The sequence below is a fragment of the Psychrobacter sp. 28M-43 genome (assembly GCF_014770435.1).
Lineage (GTDB): Bacteria > Pseudomonadota > Gammaproteobacteria > Pseudomonadales > Moraxellaceae > Psychrobacter.
In genome coordinates this window covers 3,076,752-3,095,468 of record NZ_CP061739.1, presented here as the reverse complement: position 1 = coordinate 3,095,468, position 18,717 = coordinate 3,076,752, and the positions used below count along the sequence as shown (strand labels likewise).

General features: G+C 43.0%; 17 protein-coding genes and 1 tRNA gene. 10 read left to right on the top strand and 8 right to left on the bottom strand.

From position 1 onward, the window contains the following. Positions 1-52: 52 nt before the first annotated feature. Positions 53-1,186 (top strand): metallophosphoesterase, encoded by a 1,134-nt coding sequence (locus IEE84_RS12965; protein WP_191114434.1) that lies wholly within the window; start codon positions 53-55, stop codon positions 1,184-1,186. 36 nt (positions 1,187-1,222) lie between these two features. On the opposite strand, the gene IEE84_RS12960 is transcribed toward IEE84_RS12965, so the two are convergent. After that, positions 1,223-2,635, bottom strand: coding sequence for an alpha/beta hydrolase (locus IEE84_RS12960; protein ID WP_191114433.1), 1,413 nt, complete (start codon positions 2,633-2,635; stop codon positions 1,223-1,225). 433 nt (positions 2,636-3,068) lie between these two features. Between IEE84_RS12960 and grpE the strand changes: the two genes are divergently transcribed. Together grpE and dnaK are read left to right on the top strand one after the other, a co-directional pair. Continuing rightward, positions 3,069-3,668, top strand: coding sequence for a nucleotide exchange factor GrpE (gene grpE / locus IEE84_RS12955; protein WP_057762215.1), 600 nt, complete (start codon positions 3,069-3,071; stop codon positions 3,666-3,668). A gap of 183 nt (positions 3,669-3,851) precedes the next feature. Beyond that, positions 3,852-5,792: a molecular chaperone DnaK gene (gene dnaK, locus IEE84_RS12950; protein ID WP_191114432.1), complete on the top strand. Its 1,941-nt coding sequence runs from the start codon at positions 3,852-3,854 to the stop codon at positions 5,790-5,792. Positions 5,793-6,020: 228 nt separating this feature from the next. Here dnaK and IEE84_RS12945 read toward each other — a convergent pair whose 3' ends face one another. Continuing rightward, positions 6,021-6,830, bottom strand: a complete 810-nt coding sequence (locus IEE84_RS12945) for a methyltransferase domain-containing protein (protein ID WP_191114431.1) — start codon at positions 6,828-6,830, stop codon at positions 6,021-6,023. A 71-nt stretch (positions 6,831-6,901) separates the two neighbouring features. Continuing rightward, on the bottom strand, positions 6,902-8,134 hold the full coding sequence (locus IEE84_RS12940; RefSeq protein WP_191114430.1) for an 8-amino-7-oxononanoate synthase: 1,233 nt from the start codon (positions 8,132-8,134) through the stop codon (positions 6,902-6,904). A gap of 304 nt (positions 8,135-8,438) precedes the next feature. Here IEE84_RS12940 and IEE84_RS12935 point away from each other — a divergent pair, with 304 nt between their 5' ends. The 3 genes from IEE84_RS12935 to IEE84_RS12925 all read left to right on the top strand — a co-directional run bounded on the left by IEE84_RS12935 (position 8,439) and on the right by IEE84_RS12925 (position 10,561). Beyond that, on the top strand, positions 8,439-8,975 hold the full coding sequence (locus IEE84_RS12935) for a porin family protein (protein WP_057762208.1): 537 nt from the start codon (positions 8,439-8,441) through the stop codon (positions 8,973-8,975). A 229-nt stretch (positions 8,976-9,204) separates the two neighbouring features. Continuing rightward, positions 9,205-9,684 carry an NfeD family protein gene (locus IEE84_RS12930; protein ID WP_057762204.1) on the top strand — a complete coding sequence of 160 codons (480 nt, stop codon included), beginning with the start codon at positions 9,205-9,207 and terminating at the stop codon, positions 9,682-9,684. A gap of 16 nt (positions 9,685-9,700) precedes the next feature. Further along, positions 9,701-10,561 carry an SPFH domain-containing protein gene (locus IEE84_RS12925; RefSeq protein ID WP_057762202.1) on the top strand — a complete coding sequence of 287 codons (861 nt, stop codon included), beginning with the start codon at positions 9,701-9,703 and terminating at the stop codon, positions 10,559-10,561. 77 nt (positions 10,562-10,638) lie between these two features. Here IEE84_RS12925 and hemN read toward each other — a convergent pair whose 3' ends face one another. Beyond that, on the bottom strand, positions 10,639-12,117 hold the full coding sequence (gene hemN, locus IEE84_RS12920; RefSeq protein WP_416383500.1) for an oxygen-independent coproporphyrinogen III oxidase: 1,479 nt from the start codon (positions 12,115-12,117) through the stop codon (positions 10,639-10,641). Positions 12,118-12,547: 430 nt separating this feature from the next. On the opposite strand from hemN, the gene IEE84_RS12915 reads away from it, so the two are divergent. Further along, positions 12,548-14,131: a YifB family Mg chelatase-like AAA ATPase gene (locus IEE84_RS12915; RefSeq protein ID WP_191114428.1), complete on the top strand. Its 1,584-nt coding sequence runs from the start codon at positions 12,548-12,550 to the stop codon at positions 14,129-14,131. A 50-nt stretch (positions 14,132-14,181) separates the two neighbouring features. Here the strand turns inward: IEE84_RS12915 and IEE84_RS12910 are convergent, their stop codons facing one another. Further along, positions 14,182-14,865, bottom strand: a complete 684-nt coding sequence (locus IEE84_RS12910; protein ID WP_191114427.1) for a phosphoglycolate phosphatase — start codon at positions 14,863-14,865, stop codon at positions 14,182-14,184. A 117-nt stretch (positions 14,866-14,982) separates the two neighbouring features. After that, positions 14,983-15,483, bottom strand: a complete 501-nt coding sequence (locus IEE84_RS12905; RefSeq protein WP_165597783.1) for a DUF4385 domain-containing protein — start codon at positions 15,481-15,483, stop codon at positions 14,983-14,985. A 206-nt stretch (positions 15,484-15,689) separates the two neighbouring features. Here IEE84_RS12905 and IEE84_RS12900 point away from each other — a divergent pair, with 206 nt between their 5' ends. Further along, positions 15,690-16,046: a hypothetical protein gene (locus IEE84_RS12900; RefSeq protein ID WP_191114426.1), complete on the top strand. Its 357-nt coding sequence runs from the start codon at positions 15,690-15,692 to the stop codon at positions 16,044-16,046. 143 nt (positions 16,047-16,189) lie between these two features. Here the strand turns inward: IEE84_RS12900 and IEE84_RS12895 are convergent. Both IEE84_RS12895 and IEE84_RS12890 read right to left on the bottom strand, forming a co-directional pair. Beyond that, a tRNA-Phe gene (locus tag IEE84_RS12895) sits at positions 16,190-16,265 on the bottom strand. Positions 16,266-16,388: 123 nt separating this feature from the next. Continuing rightward, positions 16,389-16,811, bottom strand: coding sequence for a hypothetical protein (locus IEE84_RS12890; protein ID WP_165597781.1), 423 nt, complete (start codon positions 16,809-16,811; stop codon positions 16,389-16,391). 374 nt (positions 16,812-17,185) lie between these two features. On the opposite strand from IEE84_RS12890, the gene hisB reads away from it, so the two are divergent. Together hisB and hisH are read left to right on the top strand one after the other, a co-directional pair. After that, a complete protein-coding gene (hisB, locus tag IEE84_RS12885; protein ID WP_220455963.1) occupies positions 17,186-17,851 on the top strand; it encodes an imidazoleglycerol-phosphate dehydratase HisB in 666 nt (221 codons plus the stop codon). A 175-nt stretch (positions 17,852-18,026) separates the two neighbouring features. After that, positions 18,027-18,662, top strand: coding sequence for an imidazole glycerol phosphate synthase subunit HisH (gene hisH / locus IEE84_RS12880; protein WP_191114425.1), 636 nt, complete (start codon positions 18,027-18,029; stop codon positions 18,660-18,662). The last annotated feature ends 55 nt before the right edge of the window (positions 18,663-18,717 follow it).

The window sequence follows — 18,717 nt, the reverse complement described above, 5'->3', positions numbered from 1 at the left end:
ACTATCTTCTGATAATCGCTTACCGATCCGTATTTATGTCTAAGGGCAGTCCATGCGTTACGCATTTTTCTTCACCATCTTTTTGCTATTACAGTTGTTTAGCTTAGGTACAGTATTGAGCATACAGTGGTGGCTCCAGCCTTGGATAACGCCAACATTACAGACCATGATATGGGCCAGTGTATTCATTATTACTAATGGCCTATTAGTATTGAGCGTAAAAAGAGCATTTGCTAACAGTTATCGTTGGATTAGTGGGTGGATGCTAATCATGCATTTTATGATACTGACAGCGTTGGCAGTGAGTCTACTCTACGGAGGGTATCTACTAGTAAATGCTTTATCAGGCAGTACGTTGCACCAATCGAATGAGATGGCTATAGGTCTAAGAGTACTAGCGCTATTCCTATTTATAGGACTATTTATTTATTCATTATATAGTGCCTATGCTCCTGTTATACGCAAGTTGTCTATTAAGATAGATAAACCTTTAACCAAGCCGCTACGCATTGCAGTCGCTAGTGACTTGCATATAGGGCGATTATTTGGTGTAAAAGCCATAGATAGATTGCAGCAACTTATGATTCGCTCTGGTGCAGATATGCTACTAATGCCAGGGGATATTATGGATGATAATACAGAGGCCTTTAATGAATATCATATGGAGCAAAACCTAGCAGAATTGTGCAATAGTCTGCCAGGTGGTGTCTATGCGACATTGGGCAATCATGATTTATATGGTCACGAGCGACCTATTAGCGAAGCGCTGCAAAATGCAGGTACACAACTGTTGAACGATAAGGTGCTCTGTATCGAGCATGAGGGACAACCAGTATGGTTAGTTGGACGTTTTGATAATCATAAACGTCAACGTATAGCGACTACCGAGCTGCTTGCGCAAGTAGATACGTCGCAGCCAGTGATATTGTTAGATCATAGACCGAGTGATATAGATAATCACAGTCAATTACCTATTGATTTACAAGTCTCGGGACATACTCACAATGGTCAAGTATTTCCCGCTAATTTCATCGTAAATGCTATTAATAGATTAGGCTATGGCTATGAGCAGATTGGTAAAGGACACTTTGTCGTATCCTCTGGTTATGGCTTTTGGGGCATTCCCTTTCGATTGGGATCGCGCTCAGAGATTTGGTTGATTACGCTATCTGGCAATACAAATTAATTAGTTATACAAACCGATAACTAACTAATTAACGGTCTATGCAGCTAAGCGTGACTGTGTACTGATGATTTCACGTACAAAGCTATTAAACCCATGAATGATATTGTTTGTTTCTTGTCCAAGACCTTGATGAACACTCATAAAATGAATAAAGCCATGCGGTGCACCAAGCACAGTATAGGTCTCTACAGCAACGCCGTAACCTTTCAGCTGCTTTGCATAAGCAAATGCCTCATCACGTAATACGTCGAGCTCAGAAGCCACAATGTAAGTTGGGCAAACTTTACTGTTATCGCCCAGCATAGGTGAATTCAGTATATGCAAGCGAGGCAGTGGGCTATTTTCCAAACAAGCAGCATCAAATACTGCTACATCAGCATGATCTAATAGTAGACCTTCGCCGTATAGCTCCCAACTAGGGTAATCCGTTTCAATATCAGTGACTGGATACAAAGGCATCTGCGCTAGAGGTTCGGGTAGTTTTTCTAATAGACTAAATATTTTCTGACCATCTATGCCTAGGTCTGCCCATGCGCTTTTACTCGGCGCGGTCAGCTGCTGCGCAATTAAAGTTGATAGACCACCACCTGCGCTATCACCAGCCAAGACGATACGAGAAGGTAATGCGCCCAACGTGTGACAATGCTCAACCAACCAAGCATATGCAGTGATACAGTCTTTTAAGGCTGCTGGAGCAGGGCATTCAGGCGCTAAGCGATAATCGACACTAACCACAGACCAGCCAGTCTGCTCACAGACCGCATGACAGAACTCATGATGTGTATCGACATCACCAATGCAGAACCCGCCACCATGAAAAAACAGCATGACTGTTTCATCAGGGTTATGGATACGTTTCCTTCTAAAACCAGATTTTTTGCCGCCTGCTTTATAGCAACGAACAGTCATGTCGCCATCATCCGCATTGGCAATCGTTTCATCTTTCCAACTAACAGCTGAGTCACCTTTTTTAGTGAAGGGCTTTATATTGCCTAGCATAGTCGTATTGGCTTGCTGCCATATTCTAGGTGATTGCATGGCTACCGCATCAGCAGTAAATCTCTCACGCAATTCCGGCATTGGGGTTAGTTCTAACGGCGTTTTGAGGTAACTATTTACTGCAAGGATGAGACGTAGATGAGCGTTTGCATGCAGATACTGTTTTGAATTAGGGCCTTTAAGATAACCAATCGCGCCTTCCAAAATAGGGTCTGGTAAGTAGCCGAGACTTTTCATTGCGTAATGCAATGTATGCGGCTGATAGTTTGCCACAGGGTTATAAGCGAGTATTTTCTCTTTAACGCTCAAACGTTTTTCTAATGAGTCATACGCTTTCGCATCTTGATTTGATGATTCTTTTGACACTGGATTTTCTTTTGACGCTAAGTGCAATGTCATCAATGCTTTATTAAGCAAAGTATTGATAGATAAATTTTTTGAATTAGACATAACAGCTCTCATAAATGATTTTTAGCGTGCATTTGAGTGTGGGCGATAATATTTATAGCAATGATAAAATAGACAGCAGAGTAATAGCGTATCGTTTGGTAATAGCTTGATTAATAAGCGTAAAGCAATGGGAATAAATAGCGGTTTTTTGTTCTTTTTGTGAGTAAATATTGAGATTTATTGACATGGAACAAAAATGTTTGACGCATCGTATTAATGACACTTCATGAATATTTGTCATAAATGGTAAAAATTCCTTTGCTCTAGGCTTGAAATTTGTCCTTATCACCTTTATCAAGCAGCTATTGAAGCGTATTAAAAAAACAATGAGTCAGAAACATCGAGCATTTAATAATGGCATAGTAGGACCAGTAATTATTCGGTCTACTGTGCTGTCTCTTAATCTTCATTATTGAAATTCCAAGGAGCTATCATGAGCGAGCAAAACCCGAACCACGAAAATCTTGACCAAAATGTGGCACATGAGAATATTGATCACAATGACAGTATCTTAGAAGAAACCATGAAAGAGTTTGATCCACAGAATAATTCAGGTGAAGAAACGACTATCGAAAACGAAATCAACCTTGATACTTTCAAAGCGCGTATTGCTGAGCTAGAAGGCGAAGTAAAACAAGCCAAAGAAGGTACTGCACGCGCTAATGCTGAAGCTTACAATGCGCAAAAACGCATGGAGCAAGAAGCGGATAAGAGCAAAAAGTTTGCGCTACAGAAATTTGCTAAAGAATTGTTAGACATCGTTGACAACTTAGAGCGCGCTATCGAAAATGCCGATGCCAATGATCCAGTCGCTGAGGGTGTGCAATTAACGCACAAAGCATTGGTAGCAGTATTGACCAAAAACGGCGTAGAAGTGGTCGATCCACAAGGCGAAAAATTTAACGCTGACTTCCATGAAGCAGTGGGCATTGACCCAGAAGCAGCGGCAGACACAGTTGGTACAGTCTTACAAAAAGGTTATAGCCTAAACGGCCGTCTATTACGTCCGGCCATGGTTCGTGTTGGTCAGTAATATTTTTAGGGCTAAACCCTACTAATATGAAGGTTTTTCACAAAAAATGACATGAAACACAGTTTTTGCGTGATTACTACCTTGAAAAATACGACGGGTAAACCGATATATAGCAACAAGTGACCGACTACGGTCTGGATAAATAAGTATTTATAGTTAAAAACAAATTAGGAGCAATTGATTATGGGTAAAGTAATTGGTATTGATCTAGGTACTACTAACTCGTGTGTAGCAGTAATGGAAGGTGACAAAGTTAAAGTCATCGAAAATGCTGAAGGTACTCGTACAACACCATCGATCGTCGCTTATAAAGATGACGAAACGCTTGTTGGTCAGTCAGCTAAGCGTCAAGCAGTAACCAACCCAAGCAACACTTTGTTTGCGATCAAGCGTTTGATCGGTCGTCGTTTTGATGACAAAGTCGTGCAAAAAGATATCGGTATGGTTCCTTACAAAATCGCTAAAGCAGACAACGGCGATGCATGGGTAGAAATCAACGGTAAAAAGCTTGCGCCACCACAGGTTTCTGCTGAAATCTTGAAAAAAATGAAAAAAACAGCAGAAGATTATCTTGGTGAGAGCGTGACTGAAGCGGTTGTAACTGTACCTGCTTACTTCAATGACTCACAGCGTCAAGCAACTAAAGATGCGGGTAAAATCGCTGGTCTTGATGTAAAACGTATCATCAATGAGCCAACTGCTGCTGCACTTGCTTATGGTATGGACAAGAAGCAGGGCGATAGCACTGTTGCTGTATATGACTTGGGCGGTGGTACTTTTGATATCTCAATTATCGAAATCGCAGACGTAGATGGTGAGCAACAGTTCGAAGTACTAGCAACCAACGGTGATACTTTCCTAGGTGGTGAAGACTTTGACTCAGCATTGATTGATTTCTTAGTTGCTGAATTCAAAAAAGAGCAAGACGTTAACCTAAAAGGTGACTCTCTTGCGATGCAGCGTCTAAAAGAAGCCGCTGAAAAAGCGAAGATTGAACTATCAAGTGCACAAAGCACTGAAGTAAACTTGCCATACATCACTGCTGATAGCAGTGGCCCTAAGCATTTGGTTGTTACTATCAGCCGCTCGAAACTAGAGAGCCTAACTGAAGAATTGGTACAACGTACAATGGGTCCTTGTAAGACTGCACTTGAAGATGCTGGCTTAAAAATTGGCGACATCAACGATGTAATCTTGGTTGGTGGTCAGACTCGTATGCCACTAGTACAGCAAAAAGTACAAGACTTCTTCGGTCAAGAGCCACGTAAAGACGTGAACCCTGATGAAGCAGTTGCAGCTGGTGCAGCGATTCAAGGTGCCGTATTGTCGGGTGACAAAACTGACGTATTGCTACTTGATGTAACGCCATTGACCCTAGGTATCGAAACGATGGGCGGTGTTATGACGCCAGTTATCGAGAAAAACACTATGATTCCTACTAAGAAATCACAGGTATTCTCAACGGCTGAAGACAACCAGCCAGCTGTAACGATTCAGGTATATCAAGGTGAGCGTAAAATCGCTAATCAAAACAAAATGCTTGGTCGTTTTGACTTGACGGATATTCCACCAGCACCACGTGGCCTACCGCAAATCGAAGTGTCTTTCGACATCAATGCTGATGGTATCATGAACATCTCTGCAACGGATAAAGGTACTGGTAAAGCGCAAAGTATCCAAATCAAAGCGGATTCTGGTTTGTCGGACGAAGAAGTCGAACAAATGGTTCGCGATGCAGAAGCCAATGCTGCTGAAGATGAGAAATTCGCTAACCTAGCGCAAGTTCGTAACGAAGCAGATGGTCGTATTCATGCTGTACAAAAAGCGCTAAAAGAAGCAGAAGATAAAGTCACTGATGAAGAAAAATCAACAGTAGAATCTGCTATCACTGAGCTTGAAGCAGCAGCGAAAGAAGATGACCATGACGAAATCAAAGCTAAGCTTGAAGCATTAGACAATGCATTCTTGCCAATCAGCCAAAAAATCTACGCTGATAGCGGCGCTGGCGCAGAAGGTATGGATCCAAGCCAGTTCCAACAAGGTGCTGACGATGCTAGTAGCAACAAAGCTGATGACGACGTCGTTGATGCTGAGTTCACTGAAGTAGACGAAGACAAAAAATAATACCAAATCCAAAAACGCGATTAGCTGCGTCAAACTCGCTTAGTCTACTCAATGTAGTACTTACGCTCGTTTTCCTTGCTACTCAAGTTTTTGAAAATGGTATAGTCGATACAAATCGATAACTAGTTAAATTAAAAAACGCATCCTTTGGGGTGCGTTTTTTTATGGCTGTTTTTCCTATCGGCTACTGTTTCTGCTAACTATTGTTTCTATTAATAAGTTATGTGCTTATGGTTTAAACGCACTTATTATGAGCACTTCATAGGTTAAATTAACCATGAGCTGTCCTGTTTCGTCCACTTCTGAAAAATGTTGCCAATAGTCTGACTCAAATTGCTGTAAACGCGACTTTGTCCATACAAAGGTTTGAGTATCTTCTGATTTAACTTGCGTTTGATTGGTCGATACGCCGGTGAGTTTCATATGCTTTAAGATAGCGTAGGGGGTAGGAAATGGTAAATCAAAGCGCCGAATTAAGAGTTCAATATTCTCAAAGCCAGCACTATCTAATGCCAATTGCCATTCGTCAATATCTGGGTAGTGAAGTCCTTGGCCAGTGAGAGTCTTAATTTGTAAAAAGTTATTTGGCGTAAAAGTACTAAAGACTAGCTGGCCTCCAGATTGTAGACGCTGCGCTGATTGCGTGACGAAACTCAATGGATTATCAAACCACTGCACGGCATTGGCACTAACTATCAAGCTATGATTTTCTGCTAAATCTATCGTTTCAGCATCGCCGATAATGATCTCAGCAGTCGGCAGTATTGATTGCAATGTAGCAGTCTGCTCACTACATAACTCATTGATGAGCCAGTACTGGCCTTGAATATGATCAGCGAGTAGGCGCGTCATTTGACCTGTACCTGCACCCACTTCTAGCACACTACTTTGCTTGGTATGAGCAATACTGTCTAATAAGTACTGACAAACGGTTTGCTGGATACTGGCATGCTGGTCATAATCGCTTGCATTAGCAAAGTGGCGAGCGATGGTTTGTTTTCTAACACTGAGGTCGTCAGCTGTGTCGAATGTTGTCATAGGCTTTATTATGTCCAAGTGCGCCAGTTATCTATCAATAGTAGGAGTAAAGTTTGTGTCAAACGATAAGGTTACAACTGCTGTATCAATCGCTCGCAGTCTTCGTTAGTCAGTTTGGCATTCATAACTAAACGAATGCGAGCAGTGTTTGCAGGCACAGTAGGTGGCCTGATAGGCAGCGCGTAAAATCCAGCGGCTTGTAACTGTTGTGCTTTGGCAAGGGTACTCGCATTATCGCCTAATATATAAGGAATGATAGGAGACTGATAATCTATATCTTCTACAGTTGGCGATACACGGTGTCGTGGGTCGATGGCTTGACTAAGCGTGGTAGATAGCTGTGCTAGATGCGCACGTTGGTCAGTTAAGGTCGGCATTTTTGCTAAGATAAATCGTGTCCATGCGTGATTGATAGGAGGGAGTGCAGTACTAAAAATCAGTGGACGCATGGCATTGATCAGCCACTGTTTGACGACTTTATCACACATTATATAAGCACCCATTGAAGCAAATGCTTTACCAAAGGTACCCACCAAATAATCAATATCCGCCAAGGTCTGCGTTTCTTCCGCCAATCCTAAACCTGTATCGCCAAGCACTCCAACAGCGTGTGCTTCATCGACATACAGCTCAATACGAGCATCTTTGGATTTTAATTGTACTAGTTGAGGCAAGTCAGCACGGTCACCATCCATACTAAATATACTCTCGGTGACAATAATGATGCGTTCAACCGTCTCGTCTGCTTGTTCAATAAACTTGGCCAAATGTTCGTAATCGTTATGACGGTAACGACGATAGGTGACAAGTTTACTTTGGCTCAAGCGCATCCCATCGATAATGCTGGCATGTACTAGCTTATCAGCCAAAACGAGTGTCTTGACTGGCAAAGCTGTCAATGCTGGCAAGATACCTAGGTTGGCGTGATAGCCACTGTTCAACACCAGCACCGACTTTGAATCGGTTAAACTCTGTTTCTCTATGACACTGTGATACCAGTTTTGCAGTTCCTCTTCTAGAGCTTCTAACTGCATATCGTTGCCTGTGAGTAGGCGTGAGGAAGTGGCACTCATTTTAGGAGTGTGCGTAGTAGATAGCTGTCCCACTTGAGCTAGAAATTCAGCTTGCAGCTCAGTATCACCACCTAAGCCAAGATAGTCGTTACTCGCAATATTGAGTAAAGCCTTACCTGCACTAACGACGTATCGTCCATCGTGCTGCAAGTTTGGTAATTGACGATACTGCTGCTTTGCTTTTAAGTCTGCAAGTGCGCTTTGCACACGCTCAGTGATAGAATTTTGCATTTTCTCTCTCTAATTATTGTTATATCAGCCATGTTTAGCTGACTTATCTAGCAAGAAAACTGTGAAATGAGTACGGATTATTGCATAAACTGAGTGGATGTAACAAAAGGTTTCATATCTAAGCCTTTGTAACCCACACACTGATAAACACTTTCAAATCTTAACTTTCGTACCATTAAACACTGACAGAGTGTCTGAAATAGTTTGTTACTATGTATTCATCGTTAGCAGACAAGGCGATAGGGCCACAAGGCCAATATAAATAAATAACTTGTTTGTCCAAATTTCTTTCAAGGAGCTAATAATGAAAACTTTACAAAAAACAATACTTGCACTAGCAACTGGTTCTTTACTTTCTGTAGGCGCACAAGCCGCTGTTAACTATGGCAATGGCTACACAGGTCAGCCATACGTTGCTGCTAAAGTTGGTCAGTTCGATCTAGATATCGATGGTGCTGATGACCCAACTGCATATGGTGTGACTGCTGGTTATAACTTTGATCCTAATTTCGGTGTAGAAGCAGAATATGTAGGTTCAGATGATGCTGACTATAGAGGCGGTGACATCGATGCTAAGACATACGGCGCTTATGGTACTTACCGTTATGCATTCCCAAATAGCGGCTTGTACGCAAAAGGTAAGCTAGGTGTTGCAAAAACTGAAGTAGAAGCATCTAATACTACTTTAGGTTTATACGACGGTTCAAAAGATGATACCAACCTTGCTGGCGGTGTAGGTCTTGGTTATGCAGTAAACTCTGACTTCAGTGTTGAAGCTGAATACGATATGCTAGGCGATGATACAGATCTTATGACTGTTGGCGCACAGCTAAAATTCTAAGCACTTAGAAAATAAGCTTTTAGCTAAACAGCTATAATAAAGAAACGATCACTTTAAGTGGTCGTTTTTTTTGCTTAAAATTTATGCAGAAGCTTTTAGGACGGTAATTTATAAGCATCCAATAAGTAATATATCATTATCGTTAAAGCGTTGTTATCCTTAAAAATGTGCTACATTAAAAACTGGATTGATAAAGATAGGAATGGTGGCAAGGATGGAGATACTTTGGATGATTGAACCTTGGCATTGGTTAGTATTAGGCTTCTTATTATTAATAGTTGAAATGTTTGTACCGACGTTTGCCAGTCTGTGGTTTGGTGCCGCCGCCATCATCGTAGCAGCGCTATCATGGCTGCTGCCTATTTCTGTCTCTGTTCAGATTATTGTCTGGTTAGTGCTCTCAGCTGTGTTTTTGCTGGCTTGGTTCAAGTTTATCAAACCGTTGTCAGTAGATCGTACCAAAGCTGGGCTAGGCGGTAGTGTCATAGTTGGTGAGGTCGGCATGATTATCGTGTCACCGCAGCTAGATAAAGCTGGCACGGTTAGATTTAGTGTTCCTATCGTTGGTGCGGCTGAATGGATGTGCCGTACGAGAGGGGAGCAGGTGGCAATCGGCGATAGAGTGGTCGTGACAGATATCGTGGGTAATGAGCTGATTGTGAGCAGTACAAAAGCGCAGGCAGCGATGCATAAAAGTATGCAGGTATAATAATAAGGGATGAGTTATGGAAAGCTTTAGTATTGTCATGGTGGTATTGATTGCACTGGTGGTATTCACCGTATTTAAAGGCGTACGTATTGTACCGCAAGGTTATAAATGGGTTGTGCAGCGACTGGGCAAATATAGCCAAACGCTAGAGCCTGGACTCAACCTCATCATCCCTTATGTAGATGATGTGGCTTATAAGGTAACGACCAAGGACATCGTACTTGATATTCCGTCACAAGAAGTCATTACTCGTGACAACGTCGTTATTATTGCAAACGCTGTCGCTTATATTAATATCGTGCGTCCTGATAAAGCGGTCTATGGCATCGAAGATTATGAGTACGGTATTCGTAATCTGGTGCAAACATCGCTACGTTCGATTATTGGTGAAATGGATCTTGATAGTGCATTGTCTAGTCGCGACGAGATCAAAACCAAGCTAAAACATGCGATTTCAGAAGATATCGCGGATTGGGGTATTACCCTTAAGACAGTAGAGATTCAAGATATTAATCCTTCGCAGACCATGCAAGCATCCATGGAAGAGCAAGCAGCGGCAGAGCGTTTACGCCGTGCAACCGTGACCCGTGCTGATGGTCAAAAGCAAGCTGCTATCTTAGAAGCGGATGGTCGCCTGGAAGCGTCACGCCGTGATGCTGAAGCGCAGGTGGTACTAGCCAGAGGTTCTGAAGAGTCGATTCGTTTGATTACTAGCGCGATGGGAGAGGAAGAGATGCCGATCGTATACTTGCTGGGTGAGCAGTATATCAAAGCGATACGAGAGTTGGCTGAGTCCGATAACTCCAAAATGGTGGTACTACCAGCAGATATTTTAAGTACCGTAAAAGGTATGGTCGGTGATAAATTAAAAGTTTAAAAAGCCACAGCAATAATAAAAAAAGACCTCGCTTGAGGTCTTTTTTATGTTTAATAATTGAGGAATGACTCGCTAACTTAGATAACTTTTGAAAAGCGGTTTTGGTGTTTCTTTTCTAAGTATTCATCAAATACCATGGCGACGTTACGGCCAAGCAAGCGACCTCTGGGTAAGACGCGAATACCTGCTGCATCCATATCTATCAGCCTGTCGTCTTGCATAGCGCCTAACTGCTGTATCTCATTAATAAAGTAGGTGATGGCATCGATACCAAACTTTTGATTCACATCTTTAAAATCGAGGTAATCATGACACAGTAGGTTCATGATGACGTATTCACGCAAGCGGTCTTTGATAGAGGTTTTTATGTACTTTACCGCAGGCATGACAGTTGGATTGATTTTCGCCATATCAATCTTGGCTTGATAGCTCTGTAGATTAGTATCGTTTTGCAAAATATAGCGCGTATTGGCATTAGAAATCTGACTGATTGATGAGACACCAAAGCCTAATAAGTCACAATCACCCATGATGGTGTAACCCTGAAAATTACGATGTAATTTACCTTCGCGCTGGGCAATAGCCAACTCGTCATCCGGTTTGGCAAAATGATCGATACCGATATATTGATAGCCAGCTTCGGTCAATGTGTTGATAGTATTGCCGAGCATCGTCAGTTTGGCAGCTGGGCTGGGCAAGTCTTCATCTTTTATCTGACGTTGGGCCTTAAATCGCTCAGGCAAATGCGCATAGTTAAAGACTGACAGGCGGTCTGGTGACATCTCGATGATACGATTTACAGTTTTGTCCAACGTATCAGGTGTTTGATGCGGCAAACCATAAATCAAATCAATATTGATAGAGCGAAAACCAAGCTCACGTGCTTCTGTTAGCACGCTTTCAATAAGCTCTGCTGAATGCACACGATTAACAGCGATTTGCACCGTTTCATCTAAATCTTGCACGCCTAAGCTGATACGATTGAAACCGAGATTACGCAATATCTGTAAGGTGTTTTCACTCAGCTCACGAGGATCAATTTCGATAGAGTAGTCACCATCATCTTCTGGCAAAAATTCAAACTGAGTCTGTAAAAACTCCCATAACTGCACCATCTCTTCGTCATGCAAAAACGTTGGTGTACCACCGCCCAAATGTAGCTGTTTGACCAATGGTTTGTCGCTGCCTTCTGGCGTAGATAACAAACGGCGCTTATGCGTAATTTCAGTAATTAAATACTGCAAGTAATCACCAGAATCACTATTTTTTTTGGTAATAATCTTATTACAAGCACAGTAGTAGCAAAGGTGGCGACAAAACGGAATATGAAAATATAGCGATAAGGGAGCACGCGCTTCACGATTCTGTAGGATTTTTGTCTCAAGACCGATATTCTCGAAGCTATCCGGTATTGGAGTAAATTCTAAAGCAGTCGGATAAGAGGTATAACGTGGCCCTGAGCGATTGTACTTATTGATAATTGCTTCATCAAATGCTGGTAGCTGCTTGCTAGTAATACTGCCACGTGTACTGGCATAAGGGTTGTCAGGTTGCATAACAGGGCGCACAGTCGTGGGCGGCTCGTCCGCACGGTTGTAGGGCTGCTGAGTATTCTGTTCTGAATAGTCTGTCATGCGATATTCCTCGTCTTTACTCTAGATACTGCTGGTTTTTGGATTAAAAATGATTTCGGATGTGGTGTTTATTTTCAAATTTTATGAATGATCGATAATAAAATTTGAATACGTCATCGGCAGCAGTATGTATCGCTAAATGTATAGTAGATAGTATAACAAATCCTTATTAGCAGTGGGGTGGTCAGTGAGTATTCTTAACTATTGAAATAGAGCGTTATTTATACATAAAAAACCCCAGAACGACGCTGAGGTTTTGGTGATTCTCTCTATACCAACAATAAAACACGACATTTGCGCGTTGATAAATAATACTTTATTATCAATGACACTCTGTATTAGGAAGATGCTGATGTCGTTTGCCCAAGTCTATACCCGTTCGGTGGTTGGTCTGCATGCTCCCAAGGTCATCATTGAAGTGCATCTATCGCAAGGACTGCCTGCATTGACCATCGTTGGGCTACCTGAGGCCGCCGTGCGTGAGAGTAAGGACAGGGTACGCTCCGCCATTCTCAATTCAGGTTTCCAGTTTCCTAACCGCCGCCTCACAATCAATTTAGCTCCTGCTGATTTACCTAAAGATGGGGCGCGTTTAGACTTACCAATTGCTATCGGTATACTGGCAGCAAGCGGACAGCTTGAGCCAGAGGTGCTATCAGGATATGAGTTTATTGGCGAATTAGCGCTCAATGGTCAATTGCGACAAGTAACTGGTAGTTTGGCAGTCGCACGAGCAATCAAAGCTGAGAAGTTGGCATTAGCATTGTCGAAGTTAGTAGCAGCGAGTGACCAAGAGCAAAATAACTCGGATACCTCGCCGCCGATAACACCGCAACTGATCGTACCGATTGATAATGGTCGTGAGGCCAGCCGCGTTGATGGCGTAACGATACTAGCTGCTCAGAGTCTAAAAGCGGTTTGCGATCATCTGCAGTCACTCGTTAACCCAAGTGCAAGCTATGAGAGTTTGTCAGTGGTACAGCCTAGTCCTGCACAGCAGCATGTTGGCTATCAAGTGGATTTAGCTGATGTCAAGGGACAGCACCATGCCAGACGCGCGTTAGAGATTGCCGCTGCGGGTGGTCATTCATTGTTATTTACAGGGCCACCGGGTTCTGGTAAGACGCTTATGGCATCACGATTGCCAACGATATTGCCAGACTTGAGTGATGAAGATGCGCTAGAGGTTGCCAGTACCTACTCGGTGGCAGACAGCGACTACGATTATGGGACGCGGCCGTTCAGACAAGTGCATCATACGATATCTGCTGTGGCGTTGGTCGGTGGTGGTTCACGGCCAAAACCGGGGGAGATTACGCTAGCTAATAAAGGCGTGTTATTTCTAGATGAGTTACCTGAGTTTGATCGAAGCGTACTGGAAGTATTGCGTCAGCCGCTAGAAGCTAAGCAAATTACTATTAGCCGCGCTAACTCTCAAATGACTTTTCCGGCGAATTTTCAACTGGTCGCTGCGATGAATCCTTGCCCATGTGGCTATGATGGCGATACATCAGGACGTTGTCACTGTCGACCTGAGCAGATCAAACGCTATCAAGACAAATTATCTGGGCCTCTCTTAGATCGTATTGATTTGCATATCACCGTACCTGCATTACCGATTGCCGATCTGCAAAATAGTCAGGTAGGTGAAACCTCCAAGCAAGTACGGGATCGGGTAGTGGTCGCGCATCAGCATCAAATGCAGCGCCAGCAAAAGGTTAATAATGAGCTTAGCCCTAGCGAAATCGATGAGTATATCCAGCTAGGCGACAATGAAAAGCAGTTACTGCAACTTGCTCAGCAGCGTTTGAATTTGTCCGCGCGTGGCTACCACCGAGTGTTACGAGTCGCACGTACAATCGCTGATTTGGCTAACAGTACCGATATCAACAGCGCCCACGTATCTGAGGCGCTGAGCTATCGCAGCAAAGCGTAACCTATGTTTGAGCAAGTTACATCATGATGATTTGATAGGTTCTTTATAGACTAGCCTTTATCTTTCATAATCCAAGCAACCAAGTCAGCAAAGTGGTCAAATGCCTCAGTCGGATTTAATTCGCGAATATCTTGCCCATAGTTGTAGCCATAAGACAGGCCGAGCGTGTCCATATTGGCGTTCTGTCCAGCCAACATATCGTTCCTAGAGTCCCCAATCATCACTGACTGCTCGACACTGACATTGAGAGTCTCACAGACATGCAGTAGGGGCGTTGGGTCTGGTTTTTTGACAGGTAAACTGTCACCGCCCATCACTTCACTAAATAAGTCTTGCCAGCCAAATGACTGTAATATTTTCGGTACAAAGCGAATGGGCTTGTTGGTGACTAAAGCAAGTGTATAGCCAGCTGCGTGCAGTTTTTTGAGTCCGTCATCAACATCTGGATAGGCAACGGTTTTGCTGCCACTAAGATTCTTATAAGCCTCAAAAAATATTTGCTCTGCGTGATCGGCTTCCTCGACTGTTAGCTCACCTTCTGCTACTTCTACCTTGCCAACCAACGCGCGCTCTACGAGCAGTCGCGAACCATTTCCTATCCAATTGCGTATCGTCTCGATAGGGTAGGTGTCTTTGCCCAATGTGGTTAGCATGGCGTTAGTTGCGTCGGCCAAGTCGGGTACGCTATCAATGAGTGTTCCATCAAAATCAAAAATTAAAAGCTGCTTATTCATTGTTCCTCACTATTAAAAATCGTTATATTTATTATATTGGCCATACCTTAGCACAGTAGTATTTCGAGACCAGTCAATTTAGTTACTTGTTGTGCTTAATATCTTGAGTATTAGCAACTATTCGACATCTTTATAGCGTTCACGATGCTCTTTCTTCATTCTTAAATAATCTTCGTTCTCGCGGCATTCATCCCATTTAACTTTAAAGATCCGTGCAGATTCTGCTTTGACTGGATCTTCCTCTTGTCGTGGCAGTTCTTCGCGGCCATGGGCGCCGCTTTGACCTTTTTTATCATCAGGTACCGCGCCTTTATATTTTTTGCCACCTTTGTGATTGGCATAACGACGAGCACGGGTATAGCCCATTTGGATAAATTTGCGCGCCATATCTGCACCGACGAAGTCATCGTCAGCCAAGTAATCTAAAAACATCTGATAGATAGCTTCACTACTTTCGCGGGCGATGTCAGGAGTCGCAAAGCGCCAATGGGGTAAAATCTCAGACTTATAAGGCTCTACCAGTAACACGCCTTGCTCACCGCGACCAACACGGTACAACTCAGGCTGAGCGCGCAAATCCAAACTCTTATAATCCAAGTCGTAATCAAACTCTCTCATATCTATGACCTATTATTCTTATCTATTCGTATATGGTTATTGAGTATACTTAGCCAAGCTGTTTAGATAAAAGCACAAAAATGTTATGCAACCGTGACAGTAGGTATTTAGCATTAAGAGCGTTAAGTAGAAATTGTTATGGTAAAGTCAGATGCGAGACATATGAAGGCTACAAATATGATGAACGCAATGCCACGAGAGATACTATGTTGAGAAATAAGATAAGTGTCAAGAAGCCGAGCCGCTTGCTATTGCCCAAAAATACACTGGTGGCATGGCTATTGTTAACGACAAGCATACTAGCTACTACGGCTGCCCACAGCGCGTGGTTTGAACGTTTGATTCCGCAAGGGGAGACTTATACGGTACGCGAGATAGATCGCGATTTGGCATTTGTGATAGATGGCTTTATCTATGATGCGCGTACGTCTTGTTTTTTGGCAGTAGGCGACCGAGTGATATTCTTTGAGGGGCGTCACGGTATTGATTACCGCGCAACTATATACGACTTGGATTCGCGTGAGCGCTGTAATTTACTACTACGTGGTCGGTTGTACGAATAGTTGTCGTTTTTACGAATAGTGGTCGGCTCTACAAATAAGAGCGACGCATGAATAGAATGAACGCTAAAGAGTAGGGTAAAATTTAAACATAAAAAAAGCCCCAAACATTGCTGTTCAGGGCTTTTTAGAATTCTATTAACGAATGGTGGCTCGAGGCAGGATCGAACTGCCGACACACGGATTTTCAATCCGTTGCTCTACCTACTGAGCTATCGAGCCGTCTTCGTTGAGGTCGCTATTAAACTAAATATACGCGCTTCTGTCAAGCTGTTTTTGCATTATATCTGATAAAAGACGATAAATAATTAGATATTGGCAAAATTAACCATTTTAGCGCTCAGTTTAGTCTTTTACACGCAACAGTTCGTACTCACTCATGATACGGTGAATATCGGCGTCCGCGGGGACAAATTCACGTACGCCTTTTCTAACTTCGCAATCATAGACCAGTTTAATAAACTTAGCATCGATAGCACGTTTACGATTCTCTGGATGCACAGTGAGATATTGTAGACGCTTAGCATTGGTCTGCCCGTCATCAAAGCAGGCGACCGCAGCGATAGGCTTATCATTGAACATCCCAACATACAGGTACTGTCCACGTTTAAACCCTTGCTCAACGATATTTAATACCTCGATACCGTCAGGCTGCGCATCATCACTATCGTACAACGCCTGCAAACGCTCTGCTAGCTCATTGTCGCGAGCAGGTTTTTTGATAAGTGGCGCATCCAAACTATTAATGGCGATCGCTTCTAAAGGCATAGCAGTTCCTATAAATAGAGGGTTTCTATAGTATAAATTAGCAATATGAGACAGCACAATGTCATAGCGTGTAGTGCCGTAAGTAAGGGTCTTCAAAGTCAGCGCGAGTCATGATTGATAATACTGAACACACTATTTTAGCAGAATGAGGTGATTTTGTGCGTGGTTTACCGCTTGGTCGTGGCAGTAAATGTTAGGGTTTGCTATGATGAGGCTATATAATATTTAGTATGTATCAGCCCTAATATGTTGATATCTTTTGTATATATCATTTTCTGCTAAGGTCTGTCCCAGACACTAGTAAAATATTTTGGGCAGGTTTTTTCCTTATTTATTGACCGCTTTTCACTGATAAAAACTGATAGAGAGTAGCCATGACAGCCAATGCAACGACGACTGCTGCCACACCTGAGCAAACTGAGTCAAAAAACGTAAATCTATATGGTCGCCCTGAACGTATCGCGACCGTTGAGCGTATCACTGCCGAAACGCAAATCACTTGTACCGTTAATTTAGATGGTACAGGTAAAGGCACGGTAGACACAGGTGTGCCATTTTTGGATCATATGATTGATCAAATCAAGCGTCACGGTTTGTTTGACCTAGACATCAAATGTACCGGTGATACGTTTATTGATGACCATCATAGCGTCGAAGACACTGGCATTACGCTTGGCCAAGCATTTAACAAAGCATTGGGTGACAAAAAAGGCATTCGTCGTTATGGGCATTTTTATGCGCCGCTAGATGAGTCATTGACCCGTGCTGTCGTCGATCTGTCAGGGCGTCCTGGTCTACACATGGATATCCCATTTACACGCTCGCACGTCGGCCGTTTTGATGTTGATTTGTTCAGTGAGTTCTTTTACGGGTTCGTCAATCACTCATGGATGACTGTGCATTTGGATAATCTAAAAGGCAAAAACAGCCATCATCAGATCGAATCAACCTTTAAAGCCTTTGCTCGTGCATTACGTATGGCCTGTGAATATGATGAGCGTGCGCTAAACACCTTGCCATCGACCAAAGAGGCTTTCTAAGGCGCATTTAAGGCTCTTCTACGGTGTCAGTCAAGCTTAGCGTACTGGTTGTACAGCCTGCGCTTGACTTCCTTGTAGCAAAACCTTATCTACACCTTAGTAATAGCCAACAATATAAATGGTCAATAATATAAATAGTACAGTAGTCAAAATATTTAAAAATGAGAACCAATCGATGACTAAAGTAGCACTATTAGATTATGGTATGGGCAACCTGCACTCTGCTAGCAAGGCCCTATCGGTAGTCGGGGCAGAAGTCTCTATCACCAATGATCCAAAAGTCGTGGCGGCGGCTGATAAAATCGTTTTCCCTGGTGTGGGTGCGATGCGTGATTGTATCGCTGGCATGCAAGAGGCGGGCATTGATGAAGTGATACGTCATGCAGTGTTTAACAAGCCCGTTATGGCCATCTGTGTGGGCATGCAGGCATTGTTTGAGCAGTCAGCTGAAAATGGTGGCACGGACTGTTTGGGCATCTTAAACGGCACTGTAGAAGCGTTTGACCCTACGTGGAAAGACAAGCAGGGTGCAACGATAAAAGTACCGCATATGGGCTGGAATACCATTAGCGATATGGATTTTGACCATCCGCTATGGCACGGTATCGAAGACAACGCGCATTTTTACTTTGTGCATAGTTATTACTGTGAGCCTGCCGATAGCTCACAAGTAGCGGCGGTATGTGACTATGGTCAACCGTTCTGTGCCAGTGTGATCCAAGACAATCTATTTGCCACCCAGTTCCATCCAGAAAAGAGCCATACTGCTGGCTTGCAACTGCTCAAGAACTTTGTAGAGTGGAATGTGTGAGTAGGCGATAAACGTGAAGTGAATATTTAATTTAGTAGAAGGTAGATTATCAATT